An 18,426-nucleotide genomic window follows, 5' to 3' on the forward strand; every position below is an offset into this window, starting at 1 on the left:
TCGTTGGGCGCCTGAGCGCACTGCGCTCGTGATGCGCAGTTCGCCTGCGAGCCATCGTTCGAAATTACAGCATCGCCTTTTCGCGCTTAGTATAGGCGGAAGGTAGTAGTGCAAATCATTGGCGGCTTTCGCCGCACATCTCGTTGTCCGGACTTGCGTCTTGCCCTTGTTTTGCAGCTTGAAATGCGCATTCGAATGAAGGCGGCATCGCGCATCGATCACGATGATGGCGCTACCACGCTTGCAAAACTTTCGAAGAAGTTCGCGGCGAGTTTTCGCGACGTCGAGTCGATCAATCGCGAGCCGAGCTGTGCGAGCTTGCCGCCGATCTGCGCATCGGCCTCGTAGTGCAGGATGGTGACATCAGGGGCTTCTTCTTCCAGCCTGACCTTCGCGCCGCCCTTGGCAAAGCCGGCGACGCCGCCGGCGCCCTCGCCGACGATGCGATAGCCGTTGGGCGCATCGATATCGGTCAGCCTCACCTTGCCGCTGAACGTCGCCTTCACCGGACCGACCTTCAGCACCACGGTCGCCGTCATCTCGGTCGGCGACGCCATCTCGAGCGATTGGCAGCCGGGAATGCAGCGCCTGAGAATTTCGGGATCGTTGAGCGCGGCCCAGACCTTTGCCTTCGACGCCGGGATCCGCTGACTGTCGTTCATCTGCATCGCTTCCACCCTTGTTGCCGTTGCCTGTACGGCTCGACTAGGGGCACGGGCGGCTGCGTTCAATCGCCAGGAAGTACTAGGCGCGCATGGCCCGGCGATTGGCCCGCCGGCCTCGCCCCGGGGCATGATTTCGCTGCATTGCCGTAAGCAAAATCAATGGCTTAAGTCGTCTCGTCCTACTACCAAGATCGCGATTACAAAGGCGGGGGCGCATGCTCCTATTCGCGCAACGAGCACGGCATTAAAGGGAGGAACGACGCACGACCGGGCCTAGGTCCAGGGCAAGCGGCGAGATGACCACGGCACGCGCGACCGGCTCACGCGCCTATTGCGGCGGCAGCCGAGCACGCCATCGCAGATGCTAGCTGCGACTTTCCGTGTGTCTCCTACAATGTCGCAGCACGTGATGGCGGCGGCACGAGACGTCGTGGCCGAATCGCAGATCGGCGACCGTCATCACGATGACCCTTCCATGACCGCGGTCAGCAAAAACCCAGTTGCAAAGTTTCGTTTGCGCTGTCTCTAATTAGAACCAATCAAAATAACTTTGGGAGGACTTCAAGTGTCTACAGTCAAACTGACGGTCAACGGCAAGGCCGTTGCTGTCGATGTCGAGGACCGCACGCTGCTGGTCCAGCTCCTGCGCGATCACCTCAACCTGACCGGGACCCATGTCGGCTGCGACACCAGCCAGTGCGGCGCCTGCGTCGTGCACATGGACGGCCGCGCGGTGAAATCCTGCACCATGCTGGCGGGGCAGGCCGACGGCGCCAACGTCACCACGATCGAGGGCATCGCCAAGGGCGACGAACTGCACCCGATGCAGGCCGCCTTCCGCGACAATCACGGCCTGCAGTGCGGCTATTGCACGCCGGGCATGATCATGTCGGCGATCGACATCGTGCACCGCCATGGTGGACAGCTCGACGAGGCGACCGTCCGCACCGAGCTCGAAGGCAATATCTGCCGCTGCACCGGCTACCACAACATCGTCAAGGCGGTGCTGGACGCCGCCGGCCGCATGAAGGTCTCGCAGGCGGCCGAGTAAGCGGCGGGCCTCGAAACAAGAACAACCGTCGCAGCCGTGGATGGACGGCGCGATCAAGGAAATTTCCGGTCGGGAGGACCAGACATGGGTGTTGAAGGCATCGGCGCACGCGTCGTGCGCAAGGAAGACAAGCGTTTCATTACCGGCAAGGGCCGCTACGTCGACGACATCAAGTTGACGGGGATGACCCATGCCTATTTCATCCGCAGCCCGCACGCGCACGCCAAGGTCAAGAAGATCGACTCGTCCGCGGCGCTGAAGATGCCGGGCGTGGTCGCGGTGCTCACCGGACAGGAGCTGGTCGACGACAAGGTCGGCAACCTGATCTGCGGATGGGCCATCACCTCCAAGGACGGCAGCCCGATGAAGATGGGCGCATGGCCGGCGATGGCGCCGGAGACGGTGCGCTTCGTCGGACAGGCAATTGCCGTCGTGATCGCCGACAGCAAGAATCTCGCGCGCGACGCGGCGGAAGCCGTCGTGGTCGACTACGAGGAGCTCCCCGCGGTCGCCGACATGCACGCCGCCATCAAGCCCGGCGCGCCGCAGCTTCATCCTGAGGCGCCCGGCAACCAGGTCTATGATTGGGTGATCGGCGACGAGGGCGCGGTGAATGCCGCCTTCTCGAAAGCCGCCAATGTGGTGAAGCTCGACGTCACCAACAACCGCCTCGCGCCGAATGCGATGGAGCCGCGCGCGGCGATCGCCGATTACGACACCGCGGAGGAGCACTTCACCCTCTATACGACGTCGCAGAACCCGCACGTCGCCCGTCTCGTGCTCTCGGCGTTCTACAACATCGCCCCCGAGCACAAGCTGCGCGTGATCGCGCCCGACGTCGGCGGCGGCTTCGGCTCCAAGATCTTCATCTATCCCGAGGAGATGGTGGCGCTGTGGGCCTCGAAGAAAGTCGGCCGTCCCGTCAAGTGGACCGGCGACCGCACCGAAGCCTTCCTCACCGACGCGCATGGCCGCGATCACATCACCCATGCCGAGATGGCCTTCGACGCCAACAACAAGATCATCGGCCTCAAGGTGAAGACCTACGCCAATTTCGGCGCCTACATGTCGCTGTTCTCGTCCTCGGTGCCGACCTATCTCTACGCGACGCTGCTGTCGGGCCAGTACAACATCCCGGCGATCCATGCCGAGGTGATCGGGGTCTACACCAACACCACGCCGGTCGACGCCTATCGCGGCGCGGGCCGGCCCGAGGCGAGCTATCTGATCGAGCGGTTGATGGAAACGGCGGCGCGGCAGCTGAACGTCGATCCGGCCCAGTTGCGGCGGACCAACTTCATCACCCAGTTCCCGCACCAGACGCCTGTGATCATGGCCTACGACACCGGCGACTTCAACGCTTCCCTCGATGCGGCGATGAAAGCGATCGATTATGCCGGCTTCCCTGCCCGCAAGGCCAAGGCGAAGGCCGACGGCAAGCTGCGCGGCATCGGCGTGTCCTGCTACATCGAGGCCTGCGGCATCGCGCCGTCGAAGGCGGTCGGCAGCCTAGGCGCCGGCGTCGGCCTTTGGGAATCGGCCGAGGTGCGCGTCAACCCGGTCGGCACCATCGAGATCCTCACCGGCTCGCACAGCCACGGGCAGGGTCACGAGACCACCTTCTGCCAGCTCGTCGCGGAGCGCCTGGGCGTTCCGATCAGCCAGGTCTCGATCGTCCATGGCGACACCGACAAGGTGCAGTTCGGCATGGGCACCTACGGCTCGCGCTCGGCGGCCGTCGGCCTCACCGCGATCCTGAAGGCAATGGAGAAGATGGAATCCAAGGCCAAGAAGATCGCCGCGCATGCGCTGGAGGCGTCGGAGGCCGACATCGTCATCGAGAACGGCGAGTTCAAGGTGACAGGCACCGACAAGGCGATCGCCCTGCCGATGGTCGCGCTCGCGGCCTATACGGCGCACAATCTGCCTGACGGGATGGAGCCGGGCCTGAAGGAGAGCGCCTTCTATGACCCGACCAACTTCACCTTCCCGGCCGGCGCCTATATCTGCGAGCTCGAGGTCGATCCCGGCACCGGCAAGACCTCCTTCGTCAACTTCGTCGCGGCCGACGATTTCGGCCGGCTGATCAACCCGATGATCGTCGAGGGCCAGGTCCATGGCGGCCTTGTGCAGGGGATCGGGCAGGCGTTGCTCGAGCATGCGATCTATGATGCCAACGGCCAGCCGGTCACGGCCTCGTTCATGGATTACGCCATGCCGCGCGCCGACGACGTGCCGTCGTTCAACCTGTCCCACACCACGACGCTGTGCCCGGGCAATCCCTTGGGCATCAAGGGTTGCGGTGAGGCCGGCGCGATCGGCGCATCGGCGGCCGTGATCAACGCGATCACGGATGCGATCGGCAAGAACAACCTGGAAATGCCCGCAACCCCGGACAGGGTGTGGCGCACGATCCACGCGGCTTAAGGGAGGACCGAAGATGTACCAGACCACCTATCATCGCGCCTCCTCGGTCGACGAGGCCGCCAGCCTGTTCGCCAAAGGCAGCGAGTCGAAGTTCCTCGCCGGCGGCCAGACGCTGCTGCCAGTCATGAAGCAGCGCCTCGCAGGTCCCTCTGACGTCATCGACCTCGGCAGGATCAAGGAGCTGCAGGGTGTCGAGCTGTCGGGCGACACGCTGACCATCAAGGCCGCGACGACCTATTACGACATCATGACGAATGCCGATGTGAAGCAGGCGATCCCCGCGATCGCCTATCTCACCTCGGTGCTCGGCGACCCCGCCGTGCGTTATCGCGGCACGATCGGCGGCTCGATCGCCAACAACGATCCGGCGGCGGATTTCCCGGCGGCGCTGCTCGCGCTCGGCGCCACCGTGAAGACCAACAAGCGGTCGATTGCGGCGGATGATTTCTTCCAGGGCCTGTTCACGACGGCGCTGGAAGACGGCGAGATCATCACCGCCGTGTCATTCCCGGTGCCGGCGAAGGCGGGCTACGAGAAGATGCGGCATCCGGCCTCGCGCTTTGCGCTGACCGGCGTGTTCGTGGCGCAGACCAAGTCGGGCGAGGTTCGGGTCGCCGCGACCGGCGCCTCGCAAACCGGCGTGATGCGGGTGGGCGCGATCGAGGCGGCGCTGAAGGCGAACTGGTCGCCATCGGCGATCGACAGCGTCAGCATCTCGGCGAACGGATTGCTGGCCGACATCCACGGCACGGCGGAATATCGCGCCAATCTGATCAAGGTGATGGCACAACGCGCGGTCGCTGCTGCGCGCTGACAGTTCGACTTAGCGTCTCCACGCAAATTTTCCGCGGCGCGCACTTCGGTGCGCGCCGTTTTATTTTGGCCGTGCGGCATGAAAACCGCTTGCCTCGCTGGCGTGAAGGCGAGAAAAGTTAATCGGCCGATTAACTCGCTCAACAGAAGAAATGTCAGAGGCGATTGCCGATCGCCGGCATCCGTCCGCGACCCGAGGAAACAACAACGTGCTCGACAAACCCGCCCCCACCTCCTCCGTCCGCGCTTCCGGCCCGCTCTCGGGCTTCCGCATCGTCGAATTCGCCGGCATCGGGCCCGGTCCGTTCGCCTGCATGATGCTGGCCGACATGGGCGCCGACGTCGTCACGCTCGACCGCGTCGGCGCGAAGAAGAGCATGAAGTCGGTGGCCGGGCGCGGCCGCAAGGTGATCGAGCTCGACCTCAAGGACAAGGCGGCGATCGCGCAAGTATTGGATCTGCTCGCGAGCGCGGACGCGCTGGTCGAGGGTTTTCGCCCCGGTGTGATGGAGCGGCTCGGCCTCGGGCCGGACGTCGTGCTCGCACGCAACCCGAAGCTGGTCTATGGCCGCATGACCGGCTGGGGCCAGGAAGGCCCGCTCGCCAACGCCGCCGGCCACGACATCAATTACATCTCCATCACCGGCGCGCTCGCCGCGATCGGTACGAAGGAAGCGCCGGTGCCGCCGCTCAACTTGGTCGGCGATTTCGGCGGCGGTGCGCTCTATCTCGTCGTCGGCGTGCTCGCCGCGCTTTTGGAAGCGCAGAAGTCGGGCAAGGGCCAGGTGGTGGACGCGGCGATGTGCGACGGCGCGGCCTCGCTGATGTCGTTCTTCTTCGACATGGCCACGATGGGACGCTGGACCGAGGAGCGCAACCAGAACTTCCTCGACGGCGGCGCGCATTTCTACAGCGTCTATGAATGCGCCTGCGGGCACTTCATCTCGATCGGCTCGATCGAGCCGCAATTCTACGCGCTGCTGCGCGAGCACGCGGGCCTGACGGATGCCGATTTCGACGCGCAGATGGACCGCAAGGCCTGGCCGGCGCTGAAGGAGAAGCTGAAGGCCGTGTTCAAGAGCAAGACGCGCGAGGACTGGTGCAAGATCATGGAAGGCACCGACATCTGCTTCGCGCCGGTGCTGACCATGTCGGAGGCGACGGAACATCCGCACATGGTCGCCCGCAACGTCTTCATCGAGCGCCACGGCGTGAAGCAGCCGGCGCCCGCGCCACGGTTCTCGCGCACGCCGTCAGCGGCACGCGAGCCGGAGGCGGCGGGGATCGGCGCGGTGATGAAGGCCTGGCAGCGGTAGATCTAGCGCCAGCAAAGGTCGCGTAGGGTGGGCAAAGGCGCGAAGCGCCGTGCCCACGTCTTCGCATCAATTGGGCAGGACGTGGGCACGCTTCGCTTTGCCCACCCTACAGCAGTGTGCGTGACGGCCGCGCCTACGCCGCGTCCCCCACCTTCAGCACGCCGCGCCGGATCTGATCCTCCTCGATGGATTCGAACAGGGCCTTGAAATTGCCCTCGCCAAAACCGTCGTCGCCCTTGCGCTGGATGAACTCGAAGAAGATCGGGCCGATCGCGTTGGCCGAGAAGATCTGCAGCAGCACCTTGGTCTGGCCGCCATCGACCACGCCCTCGCCGTCGATCAGGATGCCGTTCTTCTTCAGACGCGTGATGTCCTCGCCATGCTTGGGCAGGCGCGTATCGATCTTCTCGAAATAGGTGTCGGGCGGCGACGGCATGAAGGGCAGGCCGGCATCGCGCAAGTCCTCGATGGTGCGGTAGATATCGCGGCAACCGCAGGCGATGTGCTGGATGCCTTCGCCGCGATAGGTCTGCAGATATTCCTCGATCTGGCCGGACTCGCCGGCGTCCTCGTTGATCGGAATGCGAATCTTGCCGTCGGGGCTGGTCAGCGCGCGTGAGAAAAGGCCGGAGGCACGGCCCTCGATATCGAAGAAGCGGATCTGGCGGAAGTTGAACAGTTTCTCATAGAAACCCGCCCAGACATTCATGCGGCCGCGATGGACGTTGTGGGTGAGATGGTCGAGATAGAACAGGCCGGCGCCATGCGGCTTGGGATCGCGCGCGCCCAGCCATTCGAACTCGGCATCGTAGACCGAGCCCTTGGCACCGTAGCGGTCGACGAGATAAAGCAGGCTGCCGCCGATACCCTTGATCGCGGGCACGTCGAGCGTCTTCTGCGCGGATGACACATCGGCCGGCTCGGCGCCGAGCGCAATCGCGCGATCATAGGCCGCCTTGGCATCGACGACGCGAAACGCCATCGACGGCGCACAGGGGCCGTGCGCGGCGACGAAATCGGTGCCGTGCGTGCCGGGCTCCTCGTTGACGAGATAGTTGATGTCGCCCTGGCGGTAGACCGTGATCTTCTTGGTCTTGTGCCGCGCGACGGGCACAAAGCCCATCAGCTTGAACAAAGCGTGCAGCTCTTCCGGATGTGGATGCGCGTATTCGACGAACTCGAAGCCATCGGTGCCCATCGGGTTGTCGGCAGTGATCGTGGCCGGCGGTGCATCGTGCGGAAACGGTCCCATGGTGTTCTCCCGAATGGCTGCTGACAGGAACTATCCTTCATGGGCCATGCAATGAGCGTGCAAACGAGACGTGTTTTGGCTATTCTATGCACGATCCGTGCATGAAATGAGTGACAGACGCATGATTTCGGTTGACGCCTTCGACCTCAGGATTCTCGGCGCGCTCCAGGACGATGGCCGCCTCACCAACCAGGAGCTCGCCGAGCTCGCGGGCCTGTCAGCCTCGCAATGCTCGCGGCGGCGGATGCGGCTGGAGGAGGAGAAGGTGATCGCGGGCTACCACGCCGACCTTTCCAGCGAGGCGCTCGGCTTCGGCGTGATCGCCTTCATCCAGGTGGGACTGGCGACACATTCGCCGGACAATTCGAAACGCTTCCGCGCGCTGGTGAACCGGATCGACGAAATCCAGGAGGCGTATTCGCTGACGGGCGATGCCGATTATGTCCTCAAAGCCGTGCTGCGCGATCTCAAGGGCCTGTCCAATCTCGTCAACGACGTCCTGATGCCGCACCAGAGCGTGGCGCATGTGCGCTCCTCGATCGTGCTTGATAGGCTGAAGGAGAGCTCGAAGCTGCCGCTCAAGGAAATCAAGCCCGGCTGAAATCGAGGGAAGTACGGCATTCGCGCGAGGCTCACGATCTGCAATGATCGCAGCCCCAGTTGCGGAGATTCAACATGGCGCTCCAGCTGCGACCGAACTGCGAATATTGCGATTGCGATCTGCCGCCCGACGCGATCAATGCGCGGATCTGCTCCTACGAATGCACGTTCTGTGCGGACTGCGTCGAGACCAAGCTGTTCAACGTCTGCCCGAACTGCGGCGGCGGCTTTGCCCCGCGCCCGATCAGGCCGGCGCAGGAATGGCGGCCGGGCGTGTGCACGGCCAGGCAGGCGCCGTCGGACAAGCGGGTGCATCTGAAGTACAGTGTCGAGGATGTCGCGGCGCATTGCGCGCGGGTGCGCGACGTGCCGCCGGAGAAACGGTGATTTGGCCCGCTACTCCGCCGCCAATATCGTTCCTTCGACCTCGCCGAACCCGACGCGATAGCCGTTGCCCTGGCACCAGCCGCGCATCACGAGGCTGTCGCCGTCCTCCAGGAACGAGCGCCTGGCGCCGCCGGGCAGCTCGACCGGCTCGGTGCCGTTCCAGCTGATCTCGAGCAGGCTGCCGCGCTGGTTCTTCTCCGGGCCGGAGATGGTGCCGCTTCCTAAGAGGTCGCCGACATTCATGGCGCAGCCCGAGGAGGCGTGGTGCATCAATTGCTGCACCGAGGACCAGTACATGTACTTGAAATTGGTGCGGCTGATGCTGGCGGGCGCATTGGCGCCGGCGCCGCGCAAGGAGACGTCGAGCTCGACATCGTAGTTTTGCGGCCTGGTCTGCTTGAGATAATCGAGCGGCACCGGCTGCTGCTCCGGCCCGTTCAGGCGGAACGGCTCCAGCGCCTCGCGCGTCACCACCCAGGGGCTGATCGAGGTCGCGAACGCCTTGGCGAGGAACGGGCCGAGCGGCACATATTCCCATTGCTGGATGTCGCGCGCGCTCCAGTCGTTGAGCAGCACGAAGCCGAAGATCATCTCCTCGGCCTGGCTCTCGGTGAGCATCCCGCCCATCGGCGACGGCTGACCGATCACGACGCCTATCTCCAGCTCGAAATCGAGCCGCTTGCACGGCGCAAAGCTCGGCAGCTCCGCATTCGGCGGCTTCAGCTGCCCGCGCGGCCGCTTCACCCTGGTGCCGGAGACCACGACGGTGGAGGCGCGGCCGTTATAGGCGATCGGCATATGCAGCCAGTTCGGCTGCAGCGCATTGTCCTTGCCGCGGAACATCACGCCGACATTGGTGGCGTGCTCCTTCGACGAATAGAAATCGGTGTAGCCGGAGACGGCGAAGGGCAGATGCAGTCTAACATCGCGCATGGGCACCAGAGCCTGCTTGCGCAGCTCCTCGTTGTCACGCAGCTCCGGATGATCCGCACGCAACAGCTCGCTGATACGTGCGCGGGTGTTGGTCCAGACCTTCGGGCCCAGCGCCATGAAGGGATTGAGCGAGGGACCCGAGAACACGCCGAGCGGCCCGACATCGAGCCGGGACTCCTGCTCGAGCTCCCAGAGATCGAGCACGTAGTTTCCGATCGCGACGCCGACCCGCGGTGTCGGATTGGAAGCGGTCGAGAACACGCCGTAAGGCAGGTTCTGGATCGGGAAGTCCGAGGCCGGATCAACGTCGACGAAGGAGCGGAGGCTGGGGTCGTTGGGGTGGGTTGTCACGTTTGGCTCGGTTCTTTCTTCCTTCTCCCCTTGTGGGAGAAGGTGGCGCGAAGCGCCGGATGAGGGGTTCTGTCCGCGTATCCAAATGTGAGAGGTTCACTCGCGGAGAGAGACCCCTCACCCGTCTCGTCGCTTCGCGACGAGCCACCCTCTCCCACAAGGGGAGAGGGTGAAGAAAACTACGGCTTGCTCGGATCGAAGCGCTTCTCCAGGCCGTTCCAGCAATCGGCGTAATCGTCCTGCAGCGTCGAGGACTTCGCCGCATGCGCGGTGACGCGCTGCGGGTAGCGGGTCTCGAACATGAAGGCCATGGTGCCGGTCAGCTTCACCGGCTTCAATTCGCCGTTGCTGGCGTGCTCGAAGGCGTCGCGGTCGGGGCCGTGCGGCAGCATGCAATTGTGCAGCGAGATGCCGCCGGGGACGAAGCCCTGCGGCTTGGCGTCGTAGACGCCGTAGATCAGGCCCATGAACTCGCTCATGATGTTCATGTGATACCAGGGCGGCCGGAAGGTATTTTCCGCGACCATCCAGCGCTCCGGGAAGATCACGAAGTCGATATTCGCGGTGCCCGCCGTCTCCGACGGCGAGGTCAACACCGTGAAGATCGAGGGATCGGGATGGTCGAAGCCGATCGCGCCGACGGGAGAGAAGGTACGCAGATCATACTTGTACGGCGCGTAATTGCCGTGCCAGGCCACGACGTCGATCGGCGAATGCGGCAACGTGGTCTTGAACAGCGAGCCGCCCCATTTCACGTAGAGCTCGGTCGGCGTGTCCTTGTCCTCGTAGTTTGCCACCGGCGTCAGGAAGTCACGCGCATTGGCGAGGCAATTGGCGCCAATCGGCCCGCGCTCCGGCAGCGTGAAGGCGCCGCCATAATTTTCGCAGAGATAGCCGCGCGCCGGGCCGTTCGGAATCTCGACGCGGAACTTGACGCCGCGCGGGATCACCACGATCTCGCCAGGCTCGGCATCGATACGGCCGAACTCGGTGACAAGGCGCAGATTGCCCTGCTGCAGCACGAACATCAGCTCGCCGTCGGCATCGTAGAAATGCTGATCCACCATCGACTTGGTGATGAGGTAGACATGCGCGGCCATGCCGGCCTGCGTATTCACATCCCCCGCCGTCGTCATGGTCTGCACGCCCTGAATGAAGGTGACCTCCTCCTTCGGCAGCGGCGTCGGATCCCAGCGCAGCTGCGCGATCGGCAGGTCGTATTCATGGCACGGCGCCGAACGCCACAGCCCGGCGTCGACCTTCTCGAATCGGCCGGAATGCTTCACGGAAGGGCGGATACGATAGAGCCAGGAGCGCTCATTGCTGCCGCGCGGCGCAGTGAAGGGCGAGCCCGAGAGCTGCTCGGCATAGAGCCCGTAGGCGCAGCGCTGCGGCGAGTTGCGCCCGATCGGCAGCGCGCCCGGCAGCGCCTCGGTTTCGAAAGAGTTGCCGAAGCCGGACATGTAGCCCGGCGTCACCTGGGCCGAGCTGCGGATGATCTGATCAGGCGAGGTATTGATGTTCATGACTATCCTCCTCCTTGCAAAGCGGCCCACATTTCCTGGTCGCGCTTGTCGGTCCAGATCACGGGGTCGTCGATACCGGATGCTTCGTCGTAGGCGCGCGAGACGTTGAACGGCAGGCAGTGCTCGTAAATGGCAAAGCTCGAGAATTTCGGATCCATCACCTCGCGCGTCGCCGCCATCGATTCCTTTAAGCTGCGGCCCCTGGCGACCGAGATTTCGGCCGCGCCATAGAGCGAGGTGACGAAGTCGCGCGTCATCGCGATGGCCTCGCGCACCGTGGCGGTGCCCTTCAGCGCATCGCCGCGGCCCGGCGCGATCGCCTTCGGATTGAAGTTGCGGATCTCGTTTAGCGTCATCGGCCATTCGCGCAAATGCGCATCGCCGCAATAACAGGCCGAGTGATATTCGATGAGGTCGCCCGAGAACATCACCTCCGCATCCGGCACCCAGCCGACGATGTCGCCCGAGGTGTGGCCGGCGCCGAGCTGCATCAGGCGCACCTCGCGCTTGCCGAGATAGATCGTCATCTCGCCTTCGAAGGTCAGCGTCGGCCAGGTCAGGCCGGGAATGCTCTCCGCATCCTGGAACAGGCGCGGAAAGCGGCCGTACTCGGAATCCCAATCCTGCTGGCCGCGCTCCGCAATCAGCCGATGAGTCTCCTGCGAGGCGACGATACTTTGGGCGTGATAGGCGGAGGCGCCCAGCACGCGCACGGCGTGATAATGCGACAGCACGACATATTTGATCGGCTTGTCGGTCACCGTGCGGACCCGCTCGATCACCTTGTTCGCCATGGCCGGCGTCGCCTGCGCGTCGAACACGAGGCAGCCATCGTCGCCGACGATCACGCCGGTGTTGGGATCGCCCTCGGCGGTGAAGGCATAGAGATCGGTGCCGATCTCGGAGAAGGTGATCTTTTTCTCGGCGAGATCGCCGGTGGATGCGAAGTTTTTCGCCATCAATTCGTCCTTCAGGTCAGGGTTATTGTTGTTGCTGTTGCTGCTGCTGGCCGTCGATCATGCGGCGCTTGGCGAGTCCGATCGCCTCCCGCAGCACGTCGATGTCGCCGATATGATTGGCGAGAATCAGCACCAGCGCCGCGTCGAAATCGGCGCTCTGCTCCTCGGTCAGGCCGCGATGCGCCTCGACGATGGCACGGAACGCATCGTCGGGGCGCGCGAAGTTCGAGCTGGTGGAGAGCGGCATGCCAAACCTCAATACAAACCTTCGGCTCGCGCCAGCGCCGCCGCGATCGCCGCACGCGTCGGATGACGGAAGCGCGCCGCGACATAACCGTCGGGCCTCAGCAGATAGGCGGCACCCGGCTCGGCGCCGTAGCGCTTTGCGACCAGGCCCGAGGGATCGGCAAATTCACCGTCGGCGCCAATGCGGATGCCCTTGATACCATCAGGCGCATCGATCGGCGCGCCATTGCTGAACGACAGCAAGGTGAAATCCGTTCCACCCTTGCGGAAGGCATCCGTCAGATAGATCGGCTCGCCGGCGGACGTTGCGGCGGGCGCGTCGAGCATCGAACCGCCGGGCGGCGGTCCACCGCGCCACGTATCCGCATCAAGCGAGGACAGCGGCGTATCGTAGCTGCACGGCACCGACAGCCGACCGCCATTGACCATGCGCTTGCCGAATTCGGTTTCCTTGGCCAGCGACAGCACCGCCTTGCGCAACCGCGCCTCCTGATGCGAGTTCGGTGCCATGAAGTCGGTCGAGCGGGTGGATTCGCGGATGTTCTCGTCGGCCGCCATGCTGCGCTCGAGATGGTAGCTCTCCAGCAGGCTCGAAGGCGACTTGCCGCGCAGCACGCGGTCGAGCTTCCAGGACAGATTCTCCGCGTCTTCGAGTCCCGAGTTCGCGCCACGCGCACCGAAGGGCGAGACCTGGTGCGCGGAATCGCCGGCAAAAATGACGCGGCCATGGATGAAGCGGTCCATCCGCCGGCACTGGAATTTGTAGAGCGAAATCCACTCGAACTCGAACTTGTCATGGCCGAGCATGCGCGCGATCCGCGGCCGCACGTTTTCCGGCTTCTTCTCGAGGACCGGATCGGCATAGCGATTGAGCTGGAGATCGATGCGCCAGACATCGTCGGGCTGCCGGTGCAGCAGCGCCGAACGCCCGGCATGGAACGGCGGATCGAACCAGAACCAGCGCTCGGTCGGAAATTCCGCGGTCATCTTGACGTCGGCGATCAGGAACTGATCCTCGAAGACCTGGCCGGCGAATTCCGCCCCGACCATCTGCCGCAGCGAGGAGCGCGCGCCGTCGCAGGCGACGACATAGCGCGCATTCAGGCGGTAGGCGCCCTCGGGCGTATCGATCGTCAGCAGCGCGGATTCGTTGCGCTGCTCGAGCGCTGTCACCTTGTTGCGCCAGCGCAGGTCGATCTCCGGCAGCTCGTTGATGCGATCAACCAGATAGGCCTCGGCGTAATATTGCTGGAGATTGATGAAGGCCGGCCGCTTGTGACCGTCTTCGGGCAGGAGATTGAACTGGTAGAGCTGCGACTCGCCATGGAAGATCCGCCCCACACTCCACACCACGCCCTTCTCGACCATGCGGTCGCCGACGCCGAGCCGGTCCCAATATTCCAGCGACCGTTTCGAGAAGCAGATCGCGCGCGAGCCCTCGCCGATGCGGTCGGCATCATCGAGCAGCACGACGCGCTGGTCGCGCTGGGCAAGATCGATCGCCAGCGACAACCCGACCGGGCCCGCGCCGACGATCACGACCGGATGCGCCGCGGGGCTCGAGCCGGGGCGGTCCTGATCGGGGTGACGGCGGTAGCCGAACTGGGTCTTGGCTTGAGCGGTCTTAGCTTGAGCGGTCTCGACGTGAGGGGTATTGGCCGGCGCCATACACGAACCTCGGCTCTGGTCAGGACAGGATCGATCTGCTAGATAGTCTCACGTGCAACTATTTTGGACCGGAGCCGGCCGGCCGTCAACTGGAATTCGGAGGCGCTCTCCTTGGCGAGGACATCCAGCGACATCGCGCTCAAGGCGCGTGCGGCCGACGAGCGGCCAAAGCCGCGGCTCGATTTGTTCAGGTTCGTGCCGTTCCGCCTCAATCGGCTCGCCGCGGAGGTCAGTTCCGCGCTGTCGGTCGAGTATCAGGAACGCCACGGCCTCGACATTCCGGCCTGGCGCGTCATCGCCACGCTCGGCTTCCGCAATGATGCCTGCAGCGCGCAATACATTTCGCAATGCACCCGCACGCACAAATCCACCATCAGCCGCGCAGTGACGGCGCTGCTCAGCGACGGCCTGATCGAGCGGGTCGAGAACGAAGCCGACCGCCGCGAATTCCGCCTGCAACTGACCAGGAAGGGCCGCGCGCTCTACGAGGAGCTGTTCCCGCAATTGCTGCGGCGAGAGGATGAGATCCTCGCCTGCCTCTCGGCGCAGGAGCGCAAGCAGCTCTCGGCCCTGCTCGGCAAGATCGAGCAGAGCCTCGATCTGATCCAGACCAGCGAAGAGGCGGATGCGAAGCAGGCGTATTAGGGCGCCCCCCCATAAGGCGCAGACGTCAGCTTTTGGGAGCCCGGTTGAGAAAACTTGGTAGGACCGTGACGGCAGCGAGGTATATAGCGATGCTCCTTGTGGCGTTTGCCGCAACTCGCGCATACGCCGCTGACATAGGTTATCTGGCTCCCCCTGGAGTCGCGGCAAACGAGTTTCCCTCACCGCAGCGTCCTGTCGCACGGATCGTCAGCCCGCGCCGCTCCGCCGAAGAGCGCCGCGACGCCCTCAATGAGGCCGGTCAAATCGCACGCGCTCTTGAACTGAAACCAGGGATGACTGTCGGCGACATTGGAGCAGGCAGTGGCTACCACACGGTCAGGCTCTCGCACCTCGTCGGATCCGCCGGCTCTGTCGTTGCCCAGGACGTCACGCGGGACTATCTCGTCGAACTCGCCAGGCGAACAAAACTTCTGAAGTTGACAAACGTGCAATTCGCGCTCGGCGAACCACACGACCCGCGTCTGCCCGCTTCCTCGCTGGACGCCGCAATCCTTGTGCATATGTATCACGAGATAGCCCAACCCTATGCCTTTCTCTACAATCTTGCGTCCGCCTTGAAGCAAGGTGCGCGGGTCGGAATTGTCGATCTTGAGCTTCCGACGTCGAAGCATGGCACGCCAATTGAGCTCTTGCGCTGCGAGTTGACCGCCGTCGACTATCGCGAGATCGCCACATATAAGCTCGCAGGGGGCGGAGGATACCTGGCGGTATTCTCTCCTCCGGAGCTAGCGGCTCGAAAATCTCCCCACGATATCGTTGCTTGCGGGGATCCTGCCGGTGCTCGTTGACATCGCGCCCGCCTCCCGTCTCAACCCATCCGACGAACTCTACGAGGAGCTGTTCCCGCAATTGCTGCGGCGAGAGGACGAGATCCTCGCCTGCCTCTCGGCGCAGGAGCGCAAGCAGTTCTCGGCCCTGCTCGGCAAGATCGAGCAGGGCCTCGATCTTATCCAGACCAGCGAAGAGGCCGACGCCAAGCAGGCGTATTAGGGCAGGCTGTCGTGAGCGGTTAGTAGATGAGAGGCGAAATGAATAGCCAAGAATTCGTTGAAGCCATCAAGCGCTATGTGAAGGATGCCGCAATCGAAGATACAATAGCCGGTCTGAAGAACCCTCCGGGTAGGAGTGTGCCGCTCCGAGAGCGGGCGTGCTCGGATTGGTACAACGGCCTACGACCGGAAGACGCTGATAACGTTAATCGCGTGATCGCGACATCAGTCCATCAAGCGCTGTTCGGGCTTCTTGCAGTGCTCGATGGCGTACGAACCATTGACGACGAAGCGGGACGGTTCGAGCTGACTTATGTTGGCGCGAAGCGGATCTTGCTCAACGATCAACAGGCCATTGGTCTACACGACCTCCTGAACGCCCCGAACTGAGCTGGTGGGTAGAGCGCCAGCGAAACCCATCCTACGAGTTGTCATTCCGGGGCGCCGCAGAGCGGCGAACCCGGAATGACGGCGACACCATCACCTCGCAAACGACCGCGACGGCGGCAGATGCAGCGCCCAGGCATCGACCTCATCGCTGGCGCGCGGATAGATCTCCGTCACGATCGGATCGTGGCCGGGGATGAACCTGTCGGGATGACCGGCGAGGCGCTCGATCGTGTCCCAGCCTTGCGCCATGTCGCCGACATTATAAACGATCGGGAACGGGCTCTTGCGCTGCAGATTGGCGTAATAATGCGCGGCATCTGAGGCCAGCACCACGGCGCCGCGCGCGGTCTCGACCTTCACCACCTGCAAGCCGTCGGAATGGCCGCCGACGCGGTGCACGGTCACGCCGGGAGCAACCTCGCCATCGCCGGAATAGAAGGTGACGCGCTCGCCATAGACGTGGCGCACCATCAGCGTGACATGCTCGACCGAGAACGGGTGGCGCAGCAGGCCGTTGCACATGCAGCGTCCGGTCGCGTAGGCCATCTCGCGCTCCTGCAGATGGAAGCGCGCGTTGGGAAAGCGGTCGAGATTGCCGGCATGGTCGTAATGCAGATGTGTCACGATGACGTCACGAATGGCTGACGCCGAAACGCCGAAACGCTCCAGCGCATCGACGGGATTGAGCGTGAGCTTGCGCGCCCGCGCGCTCGCCTCCTCGGCGTTGAAGCCGGTATCGACCAGAATGTCGCGGCCGTGCCCTCGAATCAGCCAGACGAAATAATCGAGGTCCTGCGCCGCGCTGTCATGCGGGTCGGGCACGAGGAAGTTCATGTGGGGGGTGCGCGGCGACATCGTCGCATAGCGCAGGGCGTAGATCTCGTAGACGTTTCCCATGGGGCTCGCTTTTTTTTAGAGTTGGATCTTGGACGATCGCGCACACCAAGCCACCACCGGCAGGAAAGGTCAAACCCGGAGGCGCGGCTGCAATGTGAGATCGATCACGTCTTCACCCGCCCTGGCTGCGCTAAGGTCCGCCGGACAGCATCGAGGTACCGAGGACCGTCATGATAACCCCATCCATTCCTCTCGCGGCATGCCCATCCGCTGCGGTCCATCATCGGGATAAGGTCGAATCTCCAAGCGGTTGACGCCCTCCGTCCCCGGTTTGATAATGAGGTAAGCGTAAGTTAAGGTCGCCGCGGCGCAAGCTGGAACGGCGCCTTTTGGCTGGACCGCGCTGATTATGAAAATTCGCTTCTTTTTTCTTCTGCCCTTGCTGATCTCGCTCGTCCCGACGGCCCCCTCGCTTGCGGCCGGCGACCGTTTTGCGCTGGTCATCGGCAACGCCAAATATCCGGATGCGGATGCCCCGCTGAAGGAACCGATCAACGATGCGCGCGCCGTCGCCGACGAGCTCAAGCGCGACGGTTTTTCGGTCGAGCTCGGCGAGAATCTGACCGGCGACGCCATGCGCCGCGCCTTCGACAAGCTCTACGGCAAGATCAAGCCGGGCTCGGTCGCGCTGGTGTTCTTCTCAGGTTTCGGCATCCAGTCCGCGCGCCAGAGCTATTTGCTGCCGGTGGATGCGCAGATCTGGACCGAGTCCGACGTGCGCCGCGATGGCTTCAGCCTCGAGACGGTCCTCGGCGAGCTCAACACCCGCGGCGCCGGCGTCAAGATCGCGCTGGTCGATGCGTCCAGGCGCAACCCGTTCGAGCGCCGGTTCCGCAGCTTCTCAGCGGGCCTGACCCCGGTGATCGCCCCGAACGGCACGCTGGTGATGTACTCGGCGGCACTGGCCTCGGTGGTCTCGGACGCCGGCGGCGACCGCAGCCTGTTCGTCCAGGAGCTGCTGAAGGAAATCCGCGTTCCCGACCTGATGGCCGAGGAGACGCTGAACCGCACCAAGATGGGCGTCACCCGCGCCTCGCGCGGCGAGCAGGTGCCGTGGATTTCCTCGTCATTGGCCGAAGATTTCTCGTTCATTCCGGGCGCCGGCGGATCGCGTCCGGCAACGCCGCCGCCCGCGCCTCCCGCCGCGCCGGCCGTCGTCGCCAACAACCCGCCGGCCGACAGCGCGGCTGCGGCTCCCGCTCCTGCGCCTCCGCCACCTGCGGCTCCAGTCGCGGCGCCGGCACCGGCGCCGCGACTGGAGCCGCAGGTGGCGGAGGCGCAGGAGCGGGA

18 protein-coding genes and 1 pseudogene are annotated in these 18,426 nt (G+C 64.0%); 11 read left to right on the forward strand and 8 right to left on the reverse strand.

The window, feature by feature from the left end:
- Window positions 1-218: 218 nt before the first annotated feature.
- On the reverse strand, window positions 219-662 hold the full coding sequence (locus I6F09_RS33900) for a carbon monoxide dehydrogenase subunit G (RefSeq protein ID WP_225189960.1): 444 nt from the start codon (window positions 660-662) through the stop codon (window positions 219-221).
- A 568-nt stretch (window positions 663-1,230) separates the two neighbouring features.
- On the opposite strand from I6F09_RS33900, the gene I6F09_RS33905 reads away from it, so the two are divergent.
- The 4 genes from I6F09_RS33905 to I6F09_RS33920 all read left to right on the forward strand — a co-directional run bounded on the left by I6F09_RS33905 (window position 1,231) and on the right by I6F09_RS33920 (window position 6,272).
- Complete coding sequence (locus I6F09_RS33905; RefSeq protein WP_225143293.1) at window positions 1,231-1,716, forward strand: (2Fe-2S)-binding protein; 486 nt, start codon at window positions 1,231-1,233, stop codon at window positions 1,714-1,716.
- Between the two features lie 84 nt (window positions 1,717-1,800).
- Window positions 1,801-4,143: a xanthine dehydrogenase family protein molybdopterin-binding subunit gene (locus tag I6F09_RS33910; protein WP_036016129.1), complete on the forward strand. Its 2,343-nt coding sequence runs from the start codon at window positions 1,801-1,803 to the stop codon at window positions 4,141-4,143.
- Between the two features lie 13 nt (window positions 4,144-4,156).
- The gene (locus I6F09_RS33915; RefSeq protein WP_128265452.1) at window positions 4,157-4,957 is read left to right on the forward strand and encodes a xanthine dehydrogenase family protein subunit M; all 801 of its coding nucleotides are present in this window, start codon (window positions 4,157-4,159) and stop codon (window positions 4,955-4,957) included.
- Window positions 4,958-5,165: 208 nt separating this feature from the next.
- Window positions 5,166-6,272 carry a CaiB/BaiF CoA-transferase family protein gene (locus I6F09_RS33920; RefSeq protein WP_225189961.1) on the forward strand — a complete coding sequence of 369 codons (1,107 nt, stop codon included), beginning with the start codon at window positions 5,166-5,168 and terminating at the stop codon, window positions 6,270-6,272.
- A 133-nt stretch (window positions 6,273-6,405) separates the two neighbouring features.
- Here the strand turns inward: I6F09_RS33920 and hppD are convergent, their stop codons facing one another.
- Entirely contained in the window at window positions 6,406-7,524 is a 1,119-nt protein-coding gene (gene hppD / locus I6F09_RS33925) for a 4-hydroxyphenylpyruvate dioxygenase (RefSeq protein ID WP_225189962.1), read from the reverse strand.
- Between the two features lie 121 nt (window positions 7,525-7,645).
- Between hppD and I6F09_RS33930 the strand changes: the two genes are divergently transcribed.
- Both I6F09_RS33930 and I6F09_RS33935 read left to right on the forward strand, forming a co-directional pair.
- Window positions 7,646-8,125: an Lrp/AsnC family transcriptional regulator gene (locus I6F09_RS33930; protein WP_036016121.1), complete on the forward strand. Its 480-nt coding sequence runs from the start codon at window positions 7,646-7,648 to the stop codon at window positions 8,123-8,125.
- Window positions 8,126-8,199: 74 nt separating this feature from the next.
- Window positions 8,200-8,511, forward strand: coding sequence for a DUF1272 domain-containing protein (locus tag I6F09_RS33935; protein ID WP_225189963.1), 312 nt, complete (start codon window positions 8,200-8,202; stop codon window positions 8,509-8,511).
- A gap of 9 nt (window positions 8,512-8,520) precedes the next feature.
- Here the strand turns inward: I6F09_RS33935 and fahA are convergent, their stop codons facing one another.
- The 5 genes from fahA to I6F09_RS33960 form a co-directional block, all read right to left on the reverse strand.
- Entirely contained in the window at window positions 8,521-9,795 is a 1,275-nt protein-coding gene (gene fahA / locus I6F09_RS33940; RefSeq protein ID WP_225189964.1) for a fumarylacetoacetase, read from the reverse strand.
- A gap of 179 nt (window positions 9,796-9,974) precedes the next feature.
- Window positions 9,975-11,321 carry a homogentisate 1,2-dioxygenase gene (gene hmgA / locus I6F09_RS33945; protein WP_225189965.1) on the reverse strand — a complete coding sequence of 449 codons (1,347 nt, stop codon included), beginning with the start codon at window positions 11,319-11,321 and terminating at the stop codon, window positions 9,975-9,977.
- A gap of 2 nt (window positions 11,322-11,323) precedes the next feature.
- On the reverse strand, window positions 11,324-12,280 hold the full coding sequence (locus I6F09_RS33950; protein ID WP_225189966.1) for an MBL fold metallo-hydrolase: 957 nt from the start codon (window positions 12,278-12,280) through the stop codon (window positions 11,324-11,326).
- A 22-nt stretch (window positions 12,281-12,302) separates the two neighbouring features.
- Complete coding sequence (locus I6F09_RS33955; protein ID WP_025032749.1) at window positions 12,303-12,527, reverse strand: DUF2783 domain-containing protein; 225 nt, start codon at window positions 12,525-12,527, stop codon at window positions 12,303-12,305.
- 8 nt (window positions 12,528-12,535) lie between these two features.
- Window positions 12,536-14,194, reverse strand: a complete 1,659-nt coding sequence (locus I6F09_RS33960; protein ID WP_225189967.1) for an FAD-dependent oxidoreductase — start codon at window positions 14,192-14,194, stop codon at window positions 12,536-12,538.
- 111 nt (window positions 14,195-14,305) lie between these two features.
- Between I6F09_RS33960 and I6F09_RS33965 the strand changes: the two genes are divergently transcribed.
- The 4 genes and pseudogenes from I6F09_RS33965 (at window position 14,306) to I6F09_RS33980 (ending at window position 16,239) form a co-directional block, all read left to right on the forward strand.
- Window positions 14,306-14,839, forward strand: coding sequence for a MarR family transcriptional regulator (locus I6F09_RS33965; protein ID WP_057030293.1), 534 nt, complete (start codon window positions 14,306-14,308; stop codon window positions 14,837-14,839).
- Between the two features lie 89 nt (window positions 14,840-14,928).
- On the forward strand, window positions 14,929-15,648 hold the full coding sequence (locus tag I6F09_RS33970) for a methyltransferase domain-containing protein (protein ID WP_036016344.1): 720 nt from the start codon (window positions 14,929-14,931) through the stop codon (window positions 15,646-15,648).
- Between the two features lie 37 nt (window positions 15,649-15,685).
- Window positions 15,686-15,850: pseudogene (locus I6F09_RS33975) on the forward strand (MarR family transcriptional regulator); the annotation flags it as partial.
- Window positions 15,851-15,888: 38 nt separating this feature from the next.
- Window positions 15,889-16,239, forward strand: coding sequence for a hypothetical protein (locus I6F09_RS33980; RefSeq protein ID WP_036030648.1), 351 nt, complete (start codon window positions 15,889-15,891; stop codon window positions 16,237-16,239).
- Between the two features lie 90 nt (window positions 16,240-16,329).
- Here the strand turns inward: I6F09_RS33980 and I6F09_RS33985 are convergent, their stop codons facing one another.
- A complete protein-coding gene (locus tag I6F09_RS33985) occupies window positions 16,330-17,136 on the reverse strand; it encodes an N-acyl homoserine lactonase family protein (RefSeq protein WP_225189968.1) in 807 nt (268 codons plus the stop codon).
- A 349-nt stretch (window positions 17,137-17,485) separates the two neighbouring features.
- Between I6F09_RS33985 and I6F09_RS33990 the strand changes: the two genes are divergently transcribed.
- A partial coding sequence (locus I6F09_RS33990; RefSeq protein ID WP_225189969.1) for a caspase family protein occupies window positions 17,486-18,426 on the forward strand: 941 nt, incomplete at its 3' end.

The organism is Bradyrhizobium sp. IC3195, assembly GCF_020193585.1.
In the GTDB taxonomy this organism is placed as follows: Bacteria; Pseudomonadota; Alphaproteobacteria; order Rhizobiales; family Xanthobacteraceae; genus Bradyrhizobium; species Bradyrhizobium yuanmingense.